Raw genomic sequence first — 16,810 nt, 5'->3', positions numbered from 1 at the left:
CAAATTTTAAGAACGAAAAAATTATAGATTATAATTCTGAATTTGAAAAAGCCTCTGAAATTTGTGAATGCGAATCAATGGAAGCGGAATCTCCGCTTTTTATTCTCTATACTTCTGGCTCAACTGGAAAGCCTAAAGGCTTGCTTCATACCACGGCTGGATACGGCCTTTACACAGCAATTACGCATAAATATGTTTTTGATTACAAGCAAGTTGATATTTATTTCTGCACAGCTGATATTGGCTGGATTACAGGTCATAGTTATATAATTTATGGCCCCCTGATTAATGGTGCAACAACTCTGATGTTTGAGGGGGTGCCAACTTATCCAGATGCTTCTAGATTTTGGAATATCGTTGATAAACATAAGGTTACGCAATTTTATACCGCACCAACAGCCATTAGAATGCTAATGGGTGCTGGTGATGATTTTGTAAATAAAACTTCAAGGAAATCACTCAGAATTCTTGGAAGCGTTGGTGAGCCTATAAATCCTGAGGCTTGGCGTTGGTATCATAAAATTGTTGGCAATGAAAACTGCCCGATTGTTGATACTTGGTGGCAAACTGAAACAGGTGGATTTCTTATAACTCCCCTACCCTATGCTACTAAACTAAAAGCTGGCTCTGCAACAAAGCCTTTTTTTGGGGTAATCCCAGCGATTGTAAATGATAAAAATGAGGTGGTTGGAAGTTCTATAACACATCCCCCTGCTTGCGGGGGGAGGCAGGGAGGGGGGCAGGAAAGCCACCTCACTAATAATAATGCCCCCCACCTAACCTCTCCCCACAAGAAGGGGGAGGAATTTATAGATAGCCTTCAAGATCTAAATCCTTCAAGTCCAGCTGAAGGTAATCTCTGCATATTAAATTCTTGGCCGTCGCAAGCCCGCACAATTTGGGGTGATCACCAAAGATTTGTTGATACATATTTCAAGCCATTTGCGGGCAAGTATTTCTCAGGTGATGGTGCTAAACTTGATGAAGATGGCGATTTTTGGATAACTGGCCGAGTTGATGATGTAATAAATGTATCAGGCCATAGGCTTGGCACTGCGGAAATTGAATCAGCACTAGTGCTTCACCCTGCCGTTGCGGAAGCTGCTGTTGTTGGTTATCCTCACGATATAAAAGGCCAAGGAATTTACGCTTTTGTAACGCTAAAAGATAATGTTGTCCATCCCCCTGTTTACGGGGGGAGGCTAGAAGGTGGGCAAGAAAGCTACCCTAATAAGAATATAGCCCCCCACCCAACCTCCCCCCGTAAACAGGTGGAGGAGCTTCTGCTTGAATTAAAAAACTTAGTTGCAAAGGAAATTTCTGCAATTGCAAAACCTGATTTAATTCAATTTGTTACTGGGCTTCCTAAAACTCGCTCTGGAAAAATCATGCGAAGAATTCTTCGCAAAATTGCAGAAAATAATTTTGAAAATCTAGGCGATACAAAAACCTTGTTAAACCCTGAAGCGGTTGATGAGATAATAAATAACCGCCTGAATAAAAATTAAGAACAAATAATTTTAATATAGCGATATTTTTAAGCCAGTTAAGATAGTTAAAGGCAATCCCGGTCTAACACCAGAAGGCCTTGCTGATGCAACATATATCTCATCTAAAATATTTCTGCCATTTACATACGCCCTAACTTTCTTAGAAATTTCATAATCAGCAGTGGCGTCTATTGTCCAGAAATCTTCAATTAAATTATTTGGTGCGATGATGCCATTTCCAGCAACAGCACGCATTTCATCTGTATATTTTGCGGAGAGTTCTACGCTCCATTTATCCGCCTCAACTCCAGAAGCAAGATATAATTGATTGTTAGGCGTGTAAGGCAATTCATCATTTTTAGTAACTGTTCCCCACTCAGCAAAGTTACTAACAAATCCATTTTCAAAATTAGCCCTTGTATGAGTATAAGATAAAGTTAATGGAAGCCTATAATCTGTAATGGCCAATAATTTTGAAACATCATATTGAGTAGTAAATTCAATGCCTTTAACAACAGCTTCACCACCATTGAAGCTATCGCCAGTGCCAGTGCCTCCAGATGCAAATGTATCTCTGCCAATTAGATTACGATAATCAGTTAAAAAACCTGCCAATTCTAGATTGAGATTATCAGAAATATATCTGCCACCTAATTCATAATTTGTGCTTTCTTCCTCGTCAGTAAATGCTTGCTGAGCATTATTTGGCACACCCGGAGGGGCAAAACCTTTATGAACACCAGCAAAGAATTTATAATTATCATTAAGATGATAAGTTGCTCCAATGCCCGGTATTATAACATCTAATGTATTAGTAAAAACATTTAATGCAGTGCCAGTTCTTAGAGGGTCTGAATTGCCGTAATCCTGCCTTTTAAGATCAATCCTCTCATATCTAACCCCGGGCGTTACATCTAAATTAATGAAGGAAAATTTATTTTCCACATAGCTACTAAATGCTCTACCAGATTGGATTCTATTACCCGCACCGCCAGCAGCACCATATGATGTAATAGAAGGTGAGCCATTTTGCATTACAAAATTATCTTCTCTTTGAAATCTATCTTCTTCATCTCTATGAAGCCTAACACCAAAATCTAGGGCATTGTGAATATTAAGGAAATCATAATTATATTTCAAATTAGATTGAACGCCCTCTGAAATATATGATCTAGCATTATTTCTTTGATGAAAATTCACACCCGCTGAATTAGCGCCAGTAATTGCATTATAATATGCCGCAAAGCCAGTTGGATTATCTAAAACTTGAGTTATAGAACGCCTTGTTCCACCAATGGTAAGGCCATCTAAGCGATACCAAGATCTATCAAATTCATTTCTATAAATACTTGTTGTTACATCTAAATGAGGATTTAATTCTACAAAGTGTGTAAGGGCAATCTGTTTTGCATGAGAATTCATATTATCCATTTGTGACGAAGCATATCTTCTAAATGGGTTTAGGGTAAAATCTTGCCTTGTAAGCCCTAAATATGTTTCATTTGAAAGCTCATTATAATATCCAAGTTTTAATTCTAAATCTTGATAAATATCAGCTGACGCATCAGTTGAAACCCTAAATTTTGTAACCACATCTTCAATATCAAAGCCATTATCACCACCTATAAAATCTATGTTCTTAAAGCCAGATGATTCTTTATGAAATGCATTAAGCATAACGCCATAATTACCAGCAGTAGTGCCAGTTGTAAGCCCCGTACGATATGAATCGAAACTTCCGCCCTCTAATAAAATATCTGCTTGATTGCCATTTGGAATTGGCTTTGAAACAAGATTCAAAATTCCATTTGTAGTTCTTGGGCCATATTTTACCGCACCTGCACCTTTTATTACCTCAAGAGAATTTACTCTTTCCATTTGCGGAAAATAATATGCTTCAGGTGCGGAATAAGGTGCTGGTGCAATTAAAATACCATCTTCCATAAGCGTAATATCGGCAGAGCGATTGGATCTACCCCCCCTAATCGCGATATTTGGTCGCAAACCAAAGCCATCTTCTTCCTGCACGATAACGCCAGAAACCTCTCTTAAAATTCTATTTACATCGCTATATTTATTTTTTTCTAGCCTAACTTTATCTATTATTGTAGCAGAGCCAGAGATAGAATTTTTCTTATCCGCAGTGCCGATAACTGTTACAGATTGAAGTTTTTTATCCTGAATATTTTCTACAAAATTTTTCGCAAAGGAATTAAAGGAAAAACCAAGTAAAATTATAAAATTTATAACGATAGCTAATATGTAGTTTGAGAAATTATTCATCGAGAAAGATTATTAATTAAATTTAACAATCCTCAGTAATGATAATTATTATCATGTCAATTTTATATTTAACATTTTTAACGATAATTATTAGAATTTAATTGAGTATTTAACCATAGGTTGAAAAATCAAGTAACCTTTTAGTCACAAAAAATTATTAAATATCTTTTTTACTAGCCTTTTATTAATGTTTAGTTAATATTCAAATAGTTATGAATTAAATTTCAGTAAATTTCGCTTATCAACGAATAGTTTTTTCAAATGAGAATACTTCTTATAGAAGATGATATTTCTACTGCAAAATCAATAGAGTTAGCCCTAGCAACTGAAGGTATTGTCTGCGATATAGCAGGCAATGGTGAGGAGGGTTTGGACTTTGCAAGAATGTATGAATATGACATTATAATTCTTGATATGATGTTGCCAGATGTTGATGGCTTTGAGGTTTTACGCAGATTGAGGCGTGCAAATATTAAAACGCCAGTGATGATTCTTTCTGGCTTAACTGGCTCTGATAGCAAAGTTAAAGGGCTTGGAATTGGTGCTGATGATTATGTTACAAAACCATTTAATCGTGGCGAGTTAATTGCTAGAATTCAAGCTATTGTTCGTCGTTCTAAGGGAAATTCAACTTCTAAGTTAAAAGTTGGTAAAATATCTTTGGACATGGACGCTAGAAGTGTTGAAATAGGTGGTAAACCTATGAATTTAACCAGTAAAGAATATAGCATATTAGAAATAATGATGCTTCGTAAAGGAACGCCTATTAAGAAAGAAACTTTCCTTGCACATCTTTACGGCGGAATTGATGAGCCTGAAATAAAAATCATTGATGTATTTGTTTGCAAGCTTCGCAAAAAAATTGAAGAGGTAGCTGGCGAAAACTACATTGAAACTTTATGGGGTAGAGGTTATTGCATTAAAGATCCTAATGAAAAAAATATCCTAGCTGGCAACGAAAACCAAGAATAAAGTTTCATTATGAAAAGAATATATTTAATGAGGCATTCTAAGGCTGGGCAAACAGATAAGAATATGCTTAGTGATCACGAACGCACTCTCACTAAAAAGGGGGAGGATCAAGCATCACTAGTTGCTCCTTATTTCTTGAAGCATTATAAAGATAATCCACCTGAAGTTATTTTTTCTTCAACCGCAATTAGAGCAAAGCAAACAGCTTCTCTTTTCAAAAAATTCTTTTCGCATAATCCTGAAATTGAAATTAAAACTTTTCAAGATTTATATGTTACATCACCTGAGCAAATTTTGGACATTATAAATAGATGTAGTGATGATTATAAATCTATTTTAATTATAAGCCATTGCCCTGGTTTGCAAGAGTTTGCAGTTAGTTTTGCAAGAAGCGGTGATAAAACTAAATTTAGAGAGATGCGAGCAAACTTTCCCCCCGGTTCATTCGCAACTTTTAATTCTGAGGTAAAGAACTGGTATGAAATTACCAACAATTCTGCTATTCTTTTAGATTTTGTAAACGGCAAAAAGCTTTAACTCTTCGTCAGCTCTTCAATTCTTTGTGCGACATCAAAAGATTTATCAATTTTGAAAACTAGATTTGGAATTGTTCTTATATTCATTTGTTTGCCAATCTGCCATTTGAGTTTGCTTGCAATAGATTGCAGAATTTCAGATGTATTTTTTGATTCTACGCCACCAAGTGGAATAAAATAAACATCGGCATAGTTCAAATCTGGAGTAACTTGCACTTCTGAAATTGTGATGTTTATTGCCTTAAAAGTATTGGGATCATAAACATCTCCTCGCATAAAAAAATTACTTAATATGGATTTGATTTCCTGACCAACTTTTAACTGCCTAGTGGAAAAATTTTTCATAACGATAATTAGCCTTCAAATACCCTTTGCTCTTTAACAACTTCAAAGGCCTCAATTATATCACCTTCTCTAATATCTTCATAATTTTCAAAAGCCATTCCGCATTCAAAACCTTCTTTAACTTCTGCAACCTCATCTTTGAAGCGTTTGAGAGTTTTGAGCTTGCCTTCATGAATCACCACATTATCACGAATTAAGCGAACACCTGCACCACGCTTTACCAGCCCTTCCTTAATTCTACAGCCTGCAACCTTACCATATTTGGACATTTTGAACACTTGCAGAATTTCTGCATTACCCAAAAATTGTTCCCTAATAACAGGGGAAAGAAGCCCTGAAACTAAGCCTTTAATATCATCAAGTAAGTTATAAATAATATTATAATATCTAACTTCAATTTTTTCTCTTTCAGCTAGAGCTTTTGCATTCGCCTCAGCACGCACATTAAAGCCCATAATAACGGCTTTGACGGCTGATGCTAATTGAATGTCAGATTCACTAATTGCACCAGCTGCTTGATGAACAACCTTAATTTTAACTTCCTCACTAACTATTTTGCCAATTGAGCTAACGATTGCTTCAACTGAGCCGTGAACATCACCTTTAATAATTACATTGAGTTCTTTATTGCCATCTTTAGCCATTTTGAATAGGCTTTCAATGCCACCAGAAGATGCGTTAGTTAGTTTTTGTTTTTCAATAATTTGAAGTTTTTTACGATACTCAACAACATCTCTTGCGATTTTTTCATTATCCGCAATTGAGAAAACTTCGCCAGCTTGAGGCACTTCGTCAAAACCTAAAACTTCAACCGGCTTGGAAGGCTCTGCTGTTTCTAGGTTATTACCATTTTCATCAACGATAGTTTTGATTTTACCAAAAGCAGTGCCAGCAATTATCAAATCACCTTTTTTAAGAGTTCCTTTTTGAACAAGTAAAGTTGCAACAACCCCCCTGCCCTTATCAATCTTAGATTCAATAACTGTTCCACGAGGTTTTTGTTTTTTGCTTGCCTTAAGATTAAGCATTTCTGCTTGAACTAAAATAGCATCAAGCAAGCCATCAATATTTATTTTTTGCTTTGCAGAAATTTCAACTGCTTGAACTTCACCGCCATATTCTTCAACGATTACATCATAATTAAGAAGCTCCTCTTTTACTCTTCTTGCGTTAGCATCAGGTTTATCAATTTTATTTACTGCAACGATAATTGGAACATTCGCAACTTTTGCGTGATTAATTGCCTCAATAGTTTGAGGCATAACGCCATCATCAGCCGCAACAACTAGAATAACAATATCAGTAACATTCGCACCCCTTGCACGCATTGCAGTGAACGCCGCGTGACCTGGCGTATCAATGAAAGAAATTTTTTCACCATTTTTAGTAGTTACTTGATAAGCACCGATATGTTGAGTAATTCCGCCAGCTTCACCACTTACAACATCAGCTTTTCTGATTGTATCAAGTAGAGAAGTTTTGCCGTGATCCACATGCCCCATAATGGTAACAACTGGTGGGCGTGATTCTAAATCTGCCTCATTCACAATTTCTTCTTGTAGAGAATTTTCTATGTCAGAAGCTAAAACTCTTTTTGGAATGTGCTTAAATTCAGTAACTAGAAGCTCAGCGGTATCAGCATCAATTTCATCAACAGCACGCTTAATCATACCAAGTTTCATCAGCTCTTTTATTACTTCTTGAACGCGAACTGCCATTCTATTTGATAAATCTTGAATTGAAATAAATTCAGGGATTATAATTTCTTTTGCTTGGAAAACTTGCTCAGTTTGACTTACAAGCTTCATTTTCTGTTTTTGCTTTTTACGCTTGTAAGCTGCAATTGATCTAACCCTCTCCTCACCATCAAAATCAACCGCTTGAGAAATAGTAAGTTTTTTTAGTTTTTTATCATCAAAATTATCATCTCCAAATTTTGGCTTTCCAGCTGAAGTTTTTTTCCTCTCTTCAATTTCGCTATCTAAGTCTTCTTTAGTTATCTTTCCAGTAGGTTTTTTCTTAGGAAGCCCAAGAGCGTTAGTTTCAAAAGGGTTTCCAGAGAAAACATTTTTTTCTTGCTGTTGTTTTGCCCTTTCTTCTTTTTGTTTTGGAGATAATGCATCTAAGTTTCTAATTTCATTAGTTTCTAGAGAGTGAACTCTCTTTCCGCCAAGTGGTGTTGGGTTTGGAATGGGAGAAGATTTTTTAGGATCTTCCTTTTTTACAGGAGCAGTTAAAACTTCTTCGTCATTATTTCTTTGAATGGCAATTTCAATTCCAACTTTACCAACATGATGATTTTCTTGTTGGGCTTTTCTTCTTTCTTCAGCGAATTTAATAGCTTCTAAGCGAGCCTTTCTTTCATGTTCCGTTAAGTTAGAATCATCATTGGTAAGAAAATCTTCATTTTTATCAATTTTGAAAGAACGAGATTTTTTAACCTCAACCATCACAGATTTACTTTTACTTCTAGAGATAGATTGCTTTACTGAGCTAACTTCCAGCTTTTTACCGAGTGAAAGTGATAATGTTTTATTGTTATTTGATGTATTATCTGTCATTTTTTATTGTGTTATTAGTATTAATTATTAATTACTTTGTTTTATTTTGTGTTTTGTTTAATTTAATATATATTTTTTGGCTGTATTCCTAAGTTTTGGTGCATTATGTATAAAAAACAATTATAGTCAAATGAAATGAATATTTTTGTGATTCTGAGCAAAGCGAAGAATCTAAAGAGATTTTTAGATCTTTCGCTTTGCTCAAGATGACAAGTTTTCAATTATTTTTAGCTTACATTTTATATCTTTATGAAAAATTTTTTATTAGCGTTATCAATTGATTGTCCTGCAACTCCAATAGTTAATTTCAAAACTGAAACGGGCTTTGACAAAGATGGTAAAAGGCTTTCAGGGTGCGGTTTTGCTTGGTATCCAGAAGATAAGAATGCTTGCGTTTTACTTAAAGATGCAGGTTCATTTGCTGAAACTGGTCGCCCAAAAGTGATTGATGAATGGCGAAGATTTCGTTCTTCAACATTCCTTTTTAATTTTTATGGAGCATCTTATGATGCAACCCTTCAAAACACTCAGCCTTATGTAAACAAGCTAGGTGGTAAGGAAATTTGCTGGCTTCACCAAGGAACACTTGATATTTACGCCCTTAGAGAAATTTATAATAAGAATAAGAAAAATATTTTTCAGCCTTTAGGAACTACGGATTCTGAGTTGGTTTTTGATATAATCCTCAATAAATGTTATAAAAAAAATATTGATTCAATCAAAGATATAGGTTGGGAAAATTTATATAAATGGCTGAAAGACTTCAATGAATTTGGTTCTGCAAATATAATTTTTTCTGATGGGCAATATATGGTGGCTTTTCATGGTAAAAACACGCCAGAAAAACTTTATTGGAAAAGAAGAATCCCGCATAATGCAACCCATGGTTTAGCTTCATCTGATAATGATATAGATTTTGATTTTACAAATGGAATAGATAGAATTAGAACTCATATAATTATCGCATCTGAAAAGATGTCTGATAACCCTAACTGGAAAGAGCTTGAAGAATCGCAGATGATAGTATGCTCTCATGGTTCTGTGATATGGAATTCTAATGAAATAAGTATGAAAAATAAAAATAATCAAAACCAAAAACAAGTATATCTTCCGCAACAAGAATTACAGCTTAGTGCAAACACAAATAGCCCTCCAAACAGCTTGTTTGAGAGTAATGGACAATTTAAGAATTTTGTTGAAAATAATTGCGTTCCAACTTCTCGTGAGTTTGATTATTACATCAGCAACAACCTCTTGCATCATAACGCAAGAATGATGCAAGTTACGCATGAAACCACCTATACATATGATTCACCAATTGAGAGAAGTGAGCATGTTTTCAGGTTAATACCAATGTATAATCGGTTTCAGCAGGTTTTGGAATACTCACTTGATGTTGATGTTCCTGCGGAAAGAATGATTTATAGAGATGTTTTCAATAATGATATTGTTCACATGACTATTGAAAAACCATACTCTGAAATAAAAATAGTTAGTAAAAGTAAGGTTTTAATTAGCAGAATTGATCCTGATGATTTTTCTCACCCACTTAGAAAAGTTTCAATTCCATATGCTTGGATGCCAGGGCAAAGGCAGATGATGCAAGCTTATCTTATGCCTCAAGAACTCCCTGAAACGCAACTGCGTGAACTCACTGATTTTGCTATGAGTTTTGTTAGAAGAAATGATTATAATCTTTATGAAACTCTAAAAGATATAAACCGCACTATATATAAAGATTTCAAATATCAAGTTGGTGCAACTGAGTTAAACACTAATGCTTTTGAAGTTTATGTTCTTCGTAAAGGTGTTTGTCAAGATTTTGCAAATTTACTCATTTGCTTGGCTCGCTTACTTAGCATTCCAGCTCGTTATAGAATGGGCTACATTTATACAGGTGCAGATTATGCTAATAAAATCCAATCTGAGGCAACGCACGCTTGGGCAGAGCTTTATATACCTTATGTTGGCTGGCGAGGTTTTGACCCTACAAACGGAAAACAAGTTGACCAAGATTACATAAGGGTTGCTTGTGGCAGAAACTATCTTGATGCCACCCCTACAACTGGCACAATCTATAAAGGTGGCGGAAAAGAAACCCTAAAAGTAAATGTCAAAACAGAAATTGTTAGTGAGTAAGTGTTTTGAATTATAATTAAAAATTTTCAGTTAAATCCTTATTTAGCTTTAGCATATTATCAATTAAGTTTTGCTGAAAATCATCTGAGGTACCATATTTTTCAAACATTTCTCTTTTTACTTCTTTTGAAGGCTCACCATTCCCGTAGCTAACAATCTCGCCAAAATTGGATAGCTCTAGCCCGTTTGGATTATCAATATTATTCATAAAAGAGAAATAATCTGAGGCTTTCATTCTTACATAAGCAAAAATTGGCGATGAATTTTCATCTTCACCCGTAATTAGAAAAACTATTTTCAAGTCATCATCAACTAGTTTCTTAAAATCTTGAAAATTTTCAGACATCATCTTCTTTTTGAATTAGATAAATCAATATTAGTAACAGCTTTTATAATTGAATTATAAGTTTCTTTATCAGCAATTTTTATTACTGCCATTGTTCCAAGAACATTTGATAATGTTGCACATAATACGCCAACTGACTTAATTGCCAACTCTTTTCCACTTACATTATCCATCTGGTTTACAATCTCCATCGAACGATAATAGCAAGAGATAAAAGCAGGAAGGTAAGCTGTGGTTTTAGGAACATTACCCATTGTAACAAGCATTTTTGCAGCTAAATTAATGCTACCATCAACTATCTTATTTTTAGTAGGTGCAACTCTTTCTTGATAAGTAGTTTTAATACCAGATAAAACATTTGTTAAGCCAGTAAATATTTGAGTTTTATTATCTATAATATCTACAGCTTGCGTAATACCATTAGAAATTGAAGTTAAGTTTTTGCCAATTTGCCCTTCAGTGGATATAATTTTAGCTGTTGGCCTGAATATTTTTAATTTTATACCCTCAGTTGTATTGGATATTTTTTCGCCCAAATTTCTTATGCCATCTAATGCTTTGCTACCCCATTCTGTTTCCATTGGTAATATCCAAAATGAAAGCCCTGCCACACCAAGATAACCAAAACTTGCCTTGCTTCTGGATCTTTTTCAAAGATGCTAGCAACTATCATGGAGCCTATACTAAATCCAGTGAACATTGCACCAGTAAATTCATATGGGAAATCCTTGTAATTACCAGCTTTCTTAACTTGCCTCAAAATTGGATTTGGCGTTCTTTCATATTCGTTTAATTGATCCATTCTCTTTAAAAAATTATCAACATACTCACTTACACCAATATCTCTATCTTCATCTGCAAAAAATGGATTATCTTGTCCAATTCCTAAACTAGTATAAATTTTATTAGAAATTTTAAGAGTTTCAAATCTATCATTACTATAAGCTAAATAGAAATCTTTTAACTCTTTTTTTAGCAAAGAGTTTTCTCTTTCAAAAGTTCTAATAGCATCACTTGTATACATAGGATTGCTATTAATATAATTGGATGAATCTATTAAAGGGTGCAAGCTACCTTTATTAATAAAATTCTCTACTCCTAGATTTAATTTGGAATCTTCATTCAAATTATCAATTATTTTTTTGATAGAATTAAAACCTTTTAAACTTAAAGAAATGGATGTTAAACCTCTAATGCCCTTTATAAGGATTTTCCAATAATTATCTTCTAATTGAATGTCATTATTTAATCCTTTTATTAATGTTTCGAGTTCATGAGTTTTTTTTGAGAGTTTACTTGTATCATATATTTTTACATCTAAATCTACGCCACCAAGTTTTATAGAAGAAATTGGATTATTATTTAAGAAAACCTTTTTTGTCTCTTCAATAATTTCTTTAGATTTTTCTACGATCTTTAAAAGAGGATAATCTCTATCTAATTCTGTAGGATTTGTTGTTCTTGAAAGTAATGAAAATCCATTTTGTAAATCTTGGACTGCCTTTGTATGCATGTTATAAAGAATTGAGCCAACTAATTTAAGAGTTTTTTCTTCATATTGTTTTGGAATCTGCTGTTCTTGCGTTGCTTTTAGATAATCACAAATTAATGCACCTCCTCCAATAGCAGTTACCGAAAGCCCTTGAATTATATTACCAGTTAATGCAGAAGCAACGCCAGATGCCGTAACCGCCATTAAGTGAACTGATCCAGTTAGGCCCTCACCAACAGCAGGGCTTTCTAAAAATATTTTTCTTAAATTTGATTTTGTAAAAAGCTCAGGAAATTTTTTATAAATTTCGCTAAGATTTATTGATTGAATTTTAGCAGAAAATATTTTTTTGAAAAAAAAATTCATCAAAAAGCCTTAAATTAAAAAATCTATCTTAAAAAAAATAACATAAAAACATTAAAAAAACGTTAAGCTTTTTTGGTTTTTATTTCTTCAACTAAATTTGCGATAACCTGTTGTAAATCAATAGTTTCCTGTTTTTCGCTACCTAAACGGCGGAGATTTACTTTGTTTTCCGCCACTTCCTTACTGCCAATAGTGAATACCACTGGTATTTTGGCGTGCATATGTTCACGAATTTTATAGGAGATCTTCTCATTTCTTAAATCAGTAAAGGCTCTAAAACCTAGGTTTTTAAGCTGTTCTAAAACTTTATTCGCATAATTTATTTGTGCTTCGTCTTCTGAAATAGTGCAGATTGCAACCTGCTCAGGGGCAAGCCAAAGCGGGAATTTACCAGAATATTGCTCAATCAAAATGCCAATAAATCGCTCAAAAGAGCCTAAAATCGCACGATGCAACATCACAGGGCGGTGCTTTTTATCATCTGCACCAACATAGCTTGCATCTAGGCGTTCTGGCAGAACTAAATCCACTTGAAGTGTGCCGCACTGCCAATCACGGCCGATTGCATCAACTAGAGTGAACTCTAATTTGGGGCCATAAAAAGCGCCTTCGCCGGAATTAAGAACCCACTCCAAACCGCTTGCATCTGCGGCTTGTTTGAGGGCGGCCTCAGATTTATCCCAAGTAGCATCGTCCCCTGCCCTAGTTTCTGGTCTATCTGAAAATTTGATTTTGATTTTATCAAAGCCAAGCTCGTTATAAACTTCTTTTAGCAATTTACAGAATGCGATAACCTCACTTTCAATTTGGTCTTCAGTGCAGAAAATATGTGCATCATCTTGCGTAAAGCCACGCACACGCATCAACCCGTGCAGAGAGCCACTTGGCTCATTACGATGGCAAGAGCCAAATTCCGCCATTCTAAGCGGAAGCTGACGATATGAATGTGATTCATTATTGAAAATCTGCACATGGCAAGGGCAGTTCATAGGCTTAATTGCAAGCACCCTTTCTTCATCAGATTCACTGGTGAACATAGCCTCACGATATTTACTCCAGTGCCCAGAGGCCTCCCAAAGTTTTCTATCAACCAGAATTGGTGTTTTTACTTCAACATAGCCATTAGCAAGAATTTTTTCACGAATATAATTTTCAAGCGTTCTGTAAAGTGTCCAGCCTTTAGGATGCCAGAACACTTGCCCTACAGCTTCTTCCTGAATGTGAAATAATTTAAGTTCCTTACCAAGTTTGCGGTGGTCTCTCTTTTCAGCCTCTTCCATCATATGAAGATATTTATCAAGCTCCTTCTTGCTCGCAAATGCAACGCCATAGACCCTTTGGAGCATTTTATTCTTGGAATCTCCTCGCCAATAAGCCCCAGAAACCTTAGTTAATTTGAACCCATCAGCAGGAATTTGATTTAGATTACGAAGATGCGGCCCCCTGCATAAATCAACAAATCTCTTATCTTCGCCCTGCCAATATATAGAAATTTTGCCTTTTTCAGTGGTGTCATCATCTTTTGCTTTTTCAATAATATCAACTTTATAGGGTTCATTCCTTTGCTTAAAAAGTTCTATTGCCTTAGTTTTTTCAACCATTTCACGAGTTACCGAAGAATTTTCAGCGATAATTTCTCGCATTCTTTTTTCGATGCGTTCAAAATCTTCAAGGCGAATTGTTTCTGGTGTTTCAACATCATAATAGAAGCCGTTTTCAATGGTAGGGCCTATTGCTAATTTACAATCCTTATATATTTCTTTTAACGCCCTAGCTAAAACTTGTGCTGTAAGAGTATGACGCATCACATCAAGCCCATCTTGATTTTTGAGAGTGAGAAGCTCCAGCTTTGAGTTATCATTTATTAGGATATAAATATCTGTTTGAACTCCGTTCACTATGGCTGCAACTGCGGCTTTCGCAAGGTTTGCTGAAATATTTTCTGCAATTTCCAAGCTAGAAACTGAAGAATCAAATTCACGAACTGAATTATCTGGTAGGGTAATTTTTGGCATCTATATAAAGTGATATTTTATTGTTGATAATTAATAGAAGTTTTTCACATTATTTCAACTAGTTGATTTATTGCCGGTAAAAAAATCTAATTTAAGTTTTACAGTGGCTAAAAATGATTGATATTTTTGAAAAACTCCCCTGCACTCTAGTTGCAGTAAGATATAACAAACAATAAAAATCAAAATTAAAATTATTTTTTCTTGCTTGAAAGAAAAAAAAGTTTTATTAAGCACCCATAGCAAAAGATAGGCTAAAAATGTTTGCTTATTTTCAATTAAATAAAACTGGAGAAATCTTATGTCTAAAGCTAAGTTTGAGAGAACTAAACCTCACTGCAATATTGGCACAATTGGCCACGTTGACCACGGTAAAACAACATTAACAGCTGCTATCACAACTGTTCTTTCTAAATCAGGTAAGGCGGAAGCTCGCAAATATGATCAAATTGATGCTGCACCTGAAGAAAAAGCTCGTGGTATTACTATTAACACTGCGCACGTTGAGTATGAAACTGATACTCGTCACTATGCACACGTTGACTGCCCAGGCCACGCTGACTATGTAAAAAACATGATTACTGGTGCTGCTCAAATGGACGGTGCAATTTTAGTTGTTAACGCTGCTGATGGCCCAATGCCTCAAACTCGCGAACATATTCTCCTTGCTCGCCAAGTTGGTGTTCCTGCGATTGTTGTTTATATGAACAAAGTTGATCAAGTTGATGATAAAGAGCTTCTTGACCTTGTTGAAATGGAAATTCGTGAACTTCTTTCTTCTTATGGTTTCCCTGGTGATCAAATCCCTATCGTGAAAGGTTCTGCATTAGCTGCACTTGAAGGTAGAGATGCTGAAATCGGTGAAAATTCTATTTTAGAATTAATGAAACAAGTTGATGCTTATATTCCTCAGCCAACCCGTGTTCTTGATAAGCCATTCCTTATGCCAGTAGAAGATGTATTCTCAATTGAAGGCCGTGGAACAGTTGTTACTGGTCGTGTTGAGCAAGGCGTTATTAAAGTTGGTGAAGAGATTGAAATAGTTGGTTTCAAGCCTACTATTAAAACTACTTGCACAGGTGTTGAAATGTTTCGTAAACTTCTTGATCAAGGTGAAGCTGGTGATAACGTTGGTGTTCTACTTCGTGGAACTAAGCGTGAAGAAGTTGAGCGTGGTCAAGTTCTTGCTAAACCTGGTTCTATTACTCCACACACACAATTTGAAGCAGAAGTTTATATTTTAACTAAAGAAGAAGGTGGCAGACATACTCCATTCTTCTCTAACTATCGCCCACAATTCTACTTCAGAACAACTGACGTAACTGGTAGCATCACGCTTCCAGCTGGAACTGAGATGATTATGCCTGGCGATAACACTAAATTTATTGTTGAACTTCTTTCACCTGTTGCGATGGATGAAGGCCTTCGTTTCGCTATCCGTGAAGGTGGCAGAACGGTTGGTGCTGGCGTTGTTTCTAAAGTTGTGAAATAATAACTAGTATCAGTTTTCAGTGCAAGTATTAACTTACTTGCACTGATACTTAAAAATTTTTACCCCACCCCTCAAAAGGTGGGGTTTTTTGTTAAATAAACTTTGATATTAAATAAATTTGTTTTATAAATTTTCCGAATCAAAATAATTTTAAGCCATGAATACTAAACTCTCCGTTTATGAAATTATTGAAAAGAAAGATGAGGCTGTTAGCCATACTCTCTCCGTAATTCTTGATGATGAGCCGGGTGCTTTATCAAGGGTGATTGGCGTTTTTACTAGCCGTGGCTATAATATTGATTCTCTAACCGTTAGCTCGGTTGATGATGAGCGTGCGGTTTCCAGAATAACGATTGTTACAAAAGGTTCTTACGCAGTTATTGAGCAAATTATGGCATTACTAAATAGGCTTGTGCCAGTTTATTCAGTTAAAGATTTAACCTATGATAGCCCCCATATTGAGCGTGCCTTGGCTTTGGTTAAAGTTCTAAGTGATAAGCCTGAAGATAGAACCGCTGCCCAAGCATTGGCTGATAGATTTGGTGCTAGAACTATTGATTCAACGCCAGAATCATTCGTTTTTGAACTAGCAGATTTACCTGCAAAAATTGAAAAATTCATTACTCTTATGAAGCCATTTGGCGTTAAAGAAGTCGCCAAAACTGGCGTAACCGCCCTTTCTAAAGGTAAAGAAGTTATTGAGTTTTAATAGGTTTGGTGCCCCAACGCGGAGTAACCTCGAACCAAATAACAGAGTTTTTTGAATCAATCAACAC

13 protein-coding genes are annotated in these 16,810 nt (G+C 35.2%); 6 read left to right on the top strand and 7 right to left on the bottom strand.

The window, feature by feature from the left end; all coding sequences use genetic code 11:
• A partial coding sequence (locus SFT90_08145; GenBank protein ID MDX1950445.1) for an AMP-binding protein occupies positions 1-1,508 on the top strand: 1,508 nt, incomplete at its 5' end.
• Positions 1,509-1,520: 12 nt separating this feature from the next.
• Here SFT90_08145 and SFT90_08140 read toward each other — a convergent pair.
• A complete protein-coding gene (locus SFT90_08140; GenBank protein MDX1950444.1) occupies positions 1,521-3,773 on the bottom strand; it encodes a TonB-dependent receptor in 2,253 nt (750 codons plus the stop codon).
• Positions 3,774-4,034: 261 nt separating this feature from the next.
• Between SFT90_08140 and SFT90_08135 the strand changes: the two genes are divergently transcribed.
• Together SFT90_08135 and SFT90_08130 are read left to right on the top strand one after the other, a co-directional pair.
• The gene (locus SFT90_08135) at positions 4,035-4,745 is read left to right on the top strand and encodes a response regulator transcription factor (protein MDX1950443.1); all 711 of its coding nucleotides are present in this window, start codon (positions 4,035-4,037) and stop codon (positions 4,743-4,745) included.
• Between the two features lie 9 nt (positions 4,746-4,754).
• Entirely contained in the window at positions 4,755-5,282 is a 528-nt protein-coding gene (locus SFT90_08130) for a histidine phosphatase family protein (GenBank protein ID MDX1950442.1), read from the top strand.
• Here the strand turns inward: SFT90_08130 and SFT90_08125 are convergent.
• Positions 5,279-5,626, bottom strand: a complete 348-nt coding sequence (locus SFT90_08125) for a ribosome-binding factor A (protein ID MDX1950441.1) — start codon at positions 5,624-5,626, stop codon at positions 5,279-5,281. The genes SFT90_08130 and SFT90_08125 overlap by 4 nt on opposite strands.
• An 8-nt stretch (positions 5,627-5,634) precedes the next feature.
• Positions 5,635-8,187, bottom strand: coding sequence for a translation initiation factor IF-2 (gene infB, locus SFT90_08120; GenBank protein MDX1950440.1), 2,553 nt, complete (start codon positions 8,185-8,187; stop codon positions 5,635-5,637).
• A gap of 249 nt (positions 8,188-8,436) precedes the next feature.
• On the opposite strand from infB, the gene SFT90_08115 reads away from it, so the two are divergent.
• A complete protein-coding gene (locus SFT90_08115; GenBank protein ID MDX1950439.1) occupies positions 8,437-10,326 on the top strand; it encodes a class II glutamine amidotransferase in 1,890 nt (629 codons plus the stop codon).
• A gap of 16 nt (positions 10,327-10,342) precedes the next feature.
• Here the strand turns inward: SFT90_08115 and SFT90_08110 are convergent, their stop codons facing one another.
• The 4 genes from SFT90_08110 to thrS all read right to left on the bottom strand — a co-directional run bounded on the left by SFT90_08110 (position 10,343) and on the right by thrS (position 14,545).
• On the bottom strand, positions 10,343-10,672 hold the full coding sequence (locus tag SFT90_08110; protein MDX1950438.1) for a hypothetical protein: 330 nt from the start codon (positions 10,670-10,672) through the stop codon (positions 10,343-10,345).
• Positions 10,672-11,253 carry a hypothetical protein gene (locus SFT90_08105; protein MDX1950437.1) on the bottom strand — a complete coding sequence of 194 codons (582 nt, stop codon included), beginning with the start codon at positions 11,251-11,253 and terminating at the stop codon, positions 10,672-10,674. Before SFT90_08105 ends, SFT90_08110 begins: the two co-directional genes overlap by 1 nt.
• Entirely contained in the window at positions 11,223-12,530 is a 1,308-nt protein-coding gene (locus tag SFT90_08100; GenBank protein MDX1950436.1) for a hypothetical protein, read from the bottom strand. Before SFT90_08100 ends, SFT90_08105 begins: the two co-directional genes overlap by 31 nt.
• Positions 12,531-12,592: 62 nt before the next feature.
• Positions 12,593-14,545, bottom strand: coding sequence for a threonine--tRNA ligase (gene thrS / locus SFT90_08095; GenBank protein MDX1950435.1), 1,953 nt, complete (start codon positions 14,543-14,545; stop codon positions 12,593-12,595).
• Between the two features lie 298 nt (positions 14,546-14,843).
• Here thrS and tuf point away from each other — a divergent pair, with 298 nt between their 5' ends.
• Together tuf and ilvN are read left to right on the top strand one after the other, a co-directional pair.
• Entirely contained in the window at positions 14,844-16,034 is a 1,191-nt protein-coding gene (gene tuf, locus SFT90_08090; GenBank protein MDX1950434.1) for an elongation factor Tu, read from the top strand.
• A gap of 157 nt (positions 16,035-16,191) precedes the next feature.
• On the top strand, positions 16,192-16,743 hold the full coding sequence (gene ilvN / locus SFT90_08085) for an acetolactate synthase small subunit (GenBank protein ID MDX1950433.1): 552 nt from the start codon (positions 16,192-16,194) through the stop codon (positions 16,741-16,743).
• The last annotated feature ends 67 nt before the right edge of the window (positions 16,744-16,810 follow it).

The sequence above is a fragment of the Rickettsiales bacterium genome, from assembly GCA_033762595.1.
Lineage (GTDB): Bacteria > Pseudomonadota > Alphaproteobacteria > Rickettsiales > UBA8987 > JANPLD01.
The sequence above is the reverse complement of the archived record's forward strand: the minus strand, read 5'-3'. Positions and strand labels throughout refer to the sequence as shown.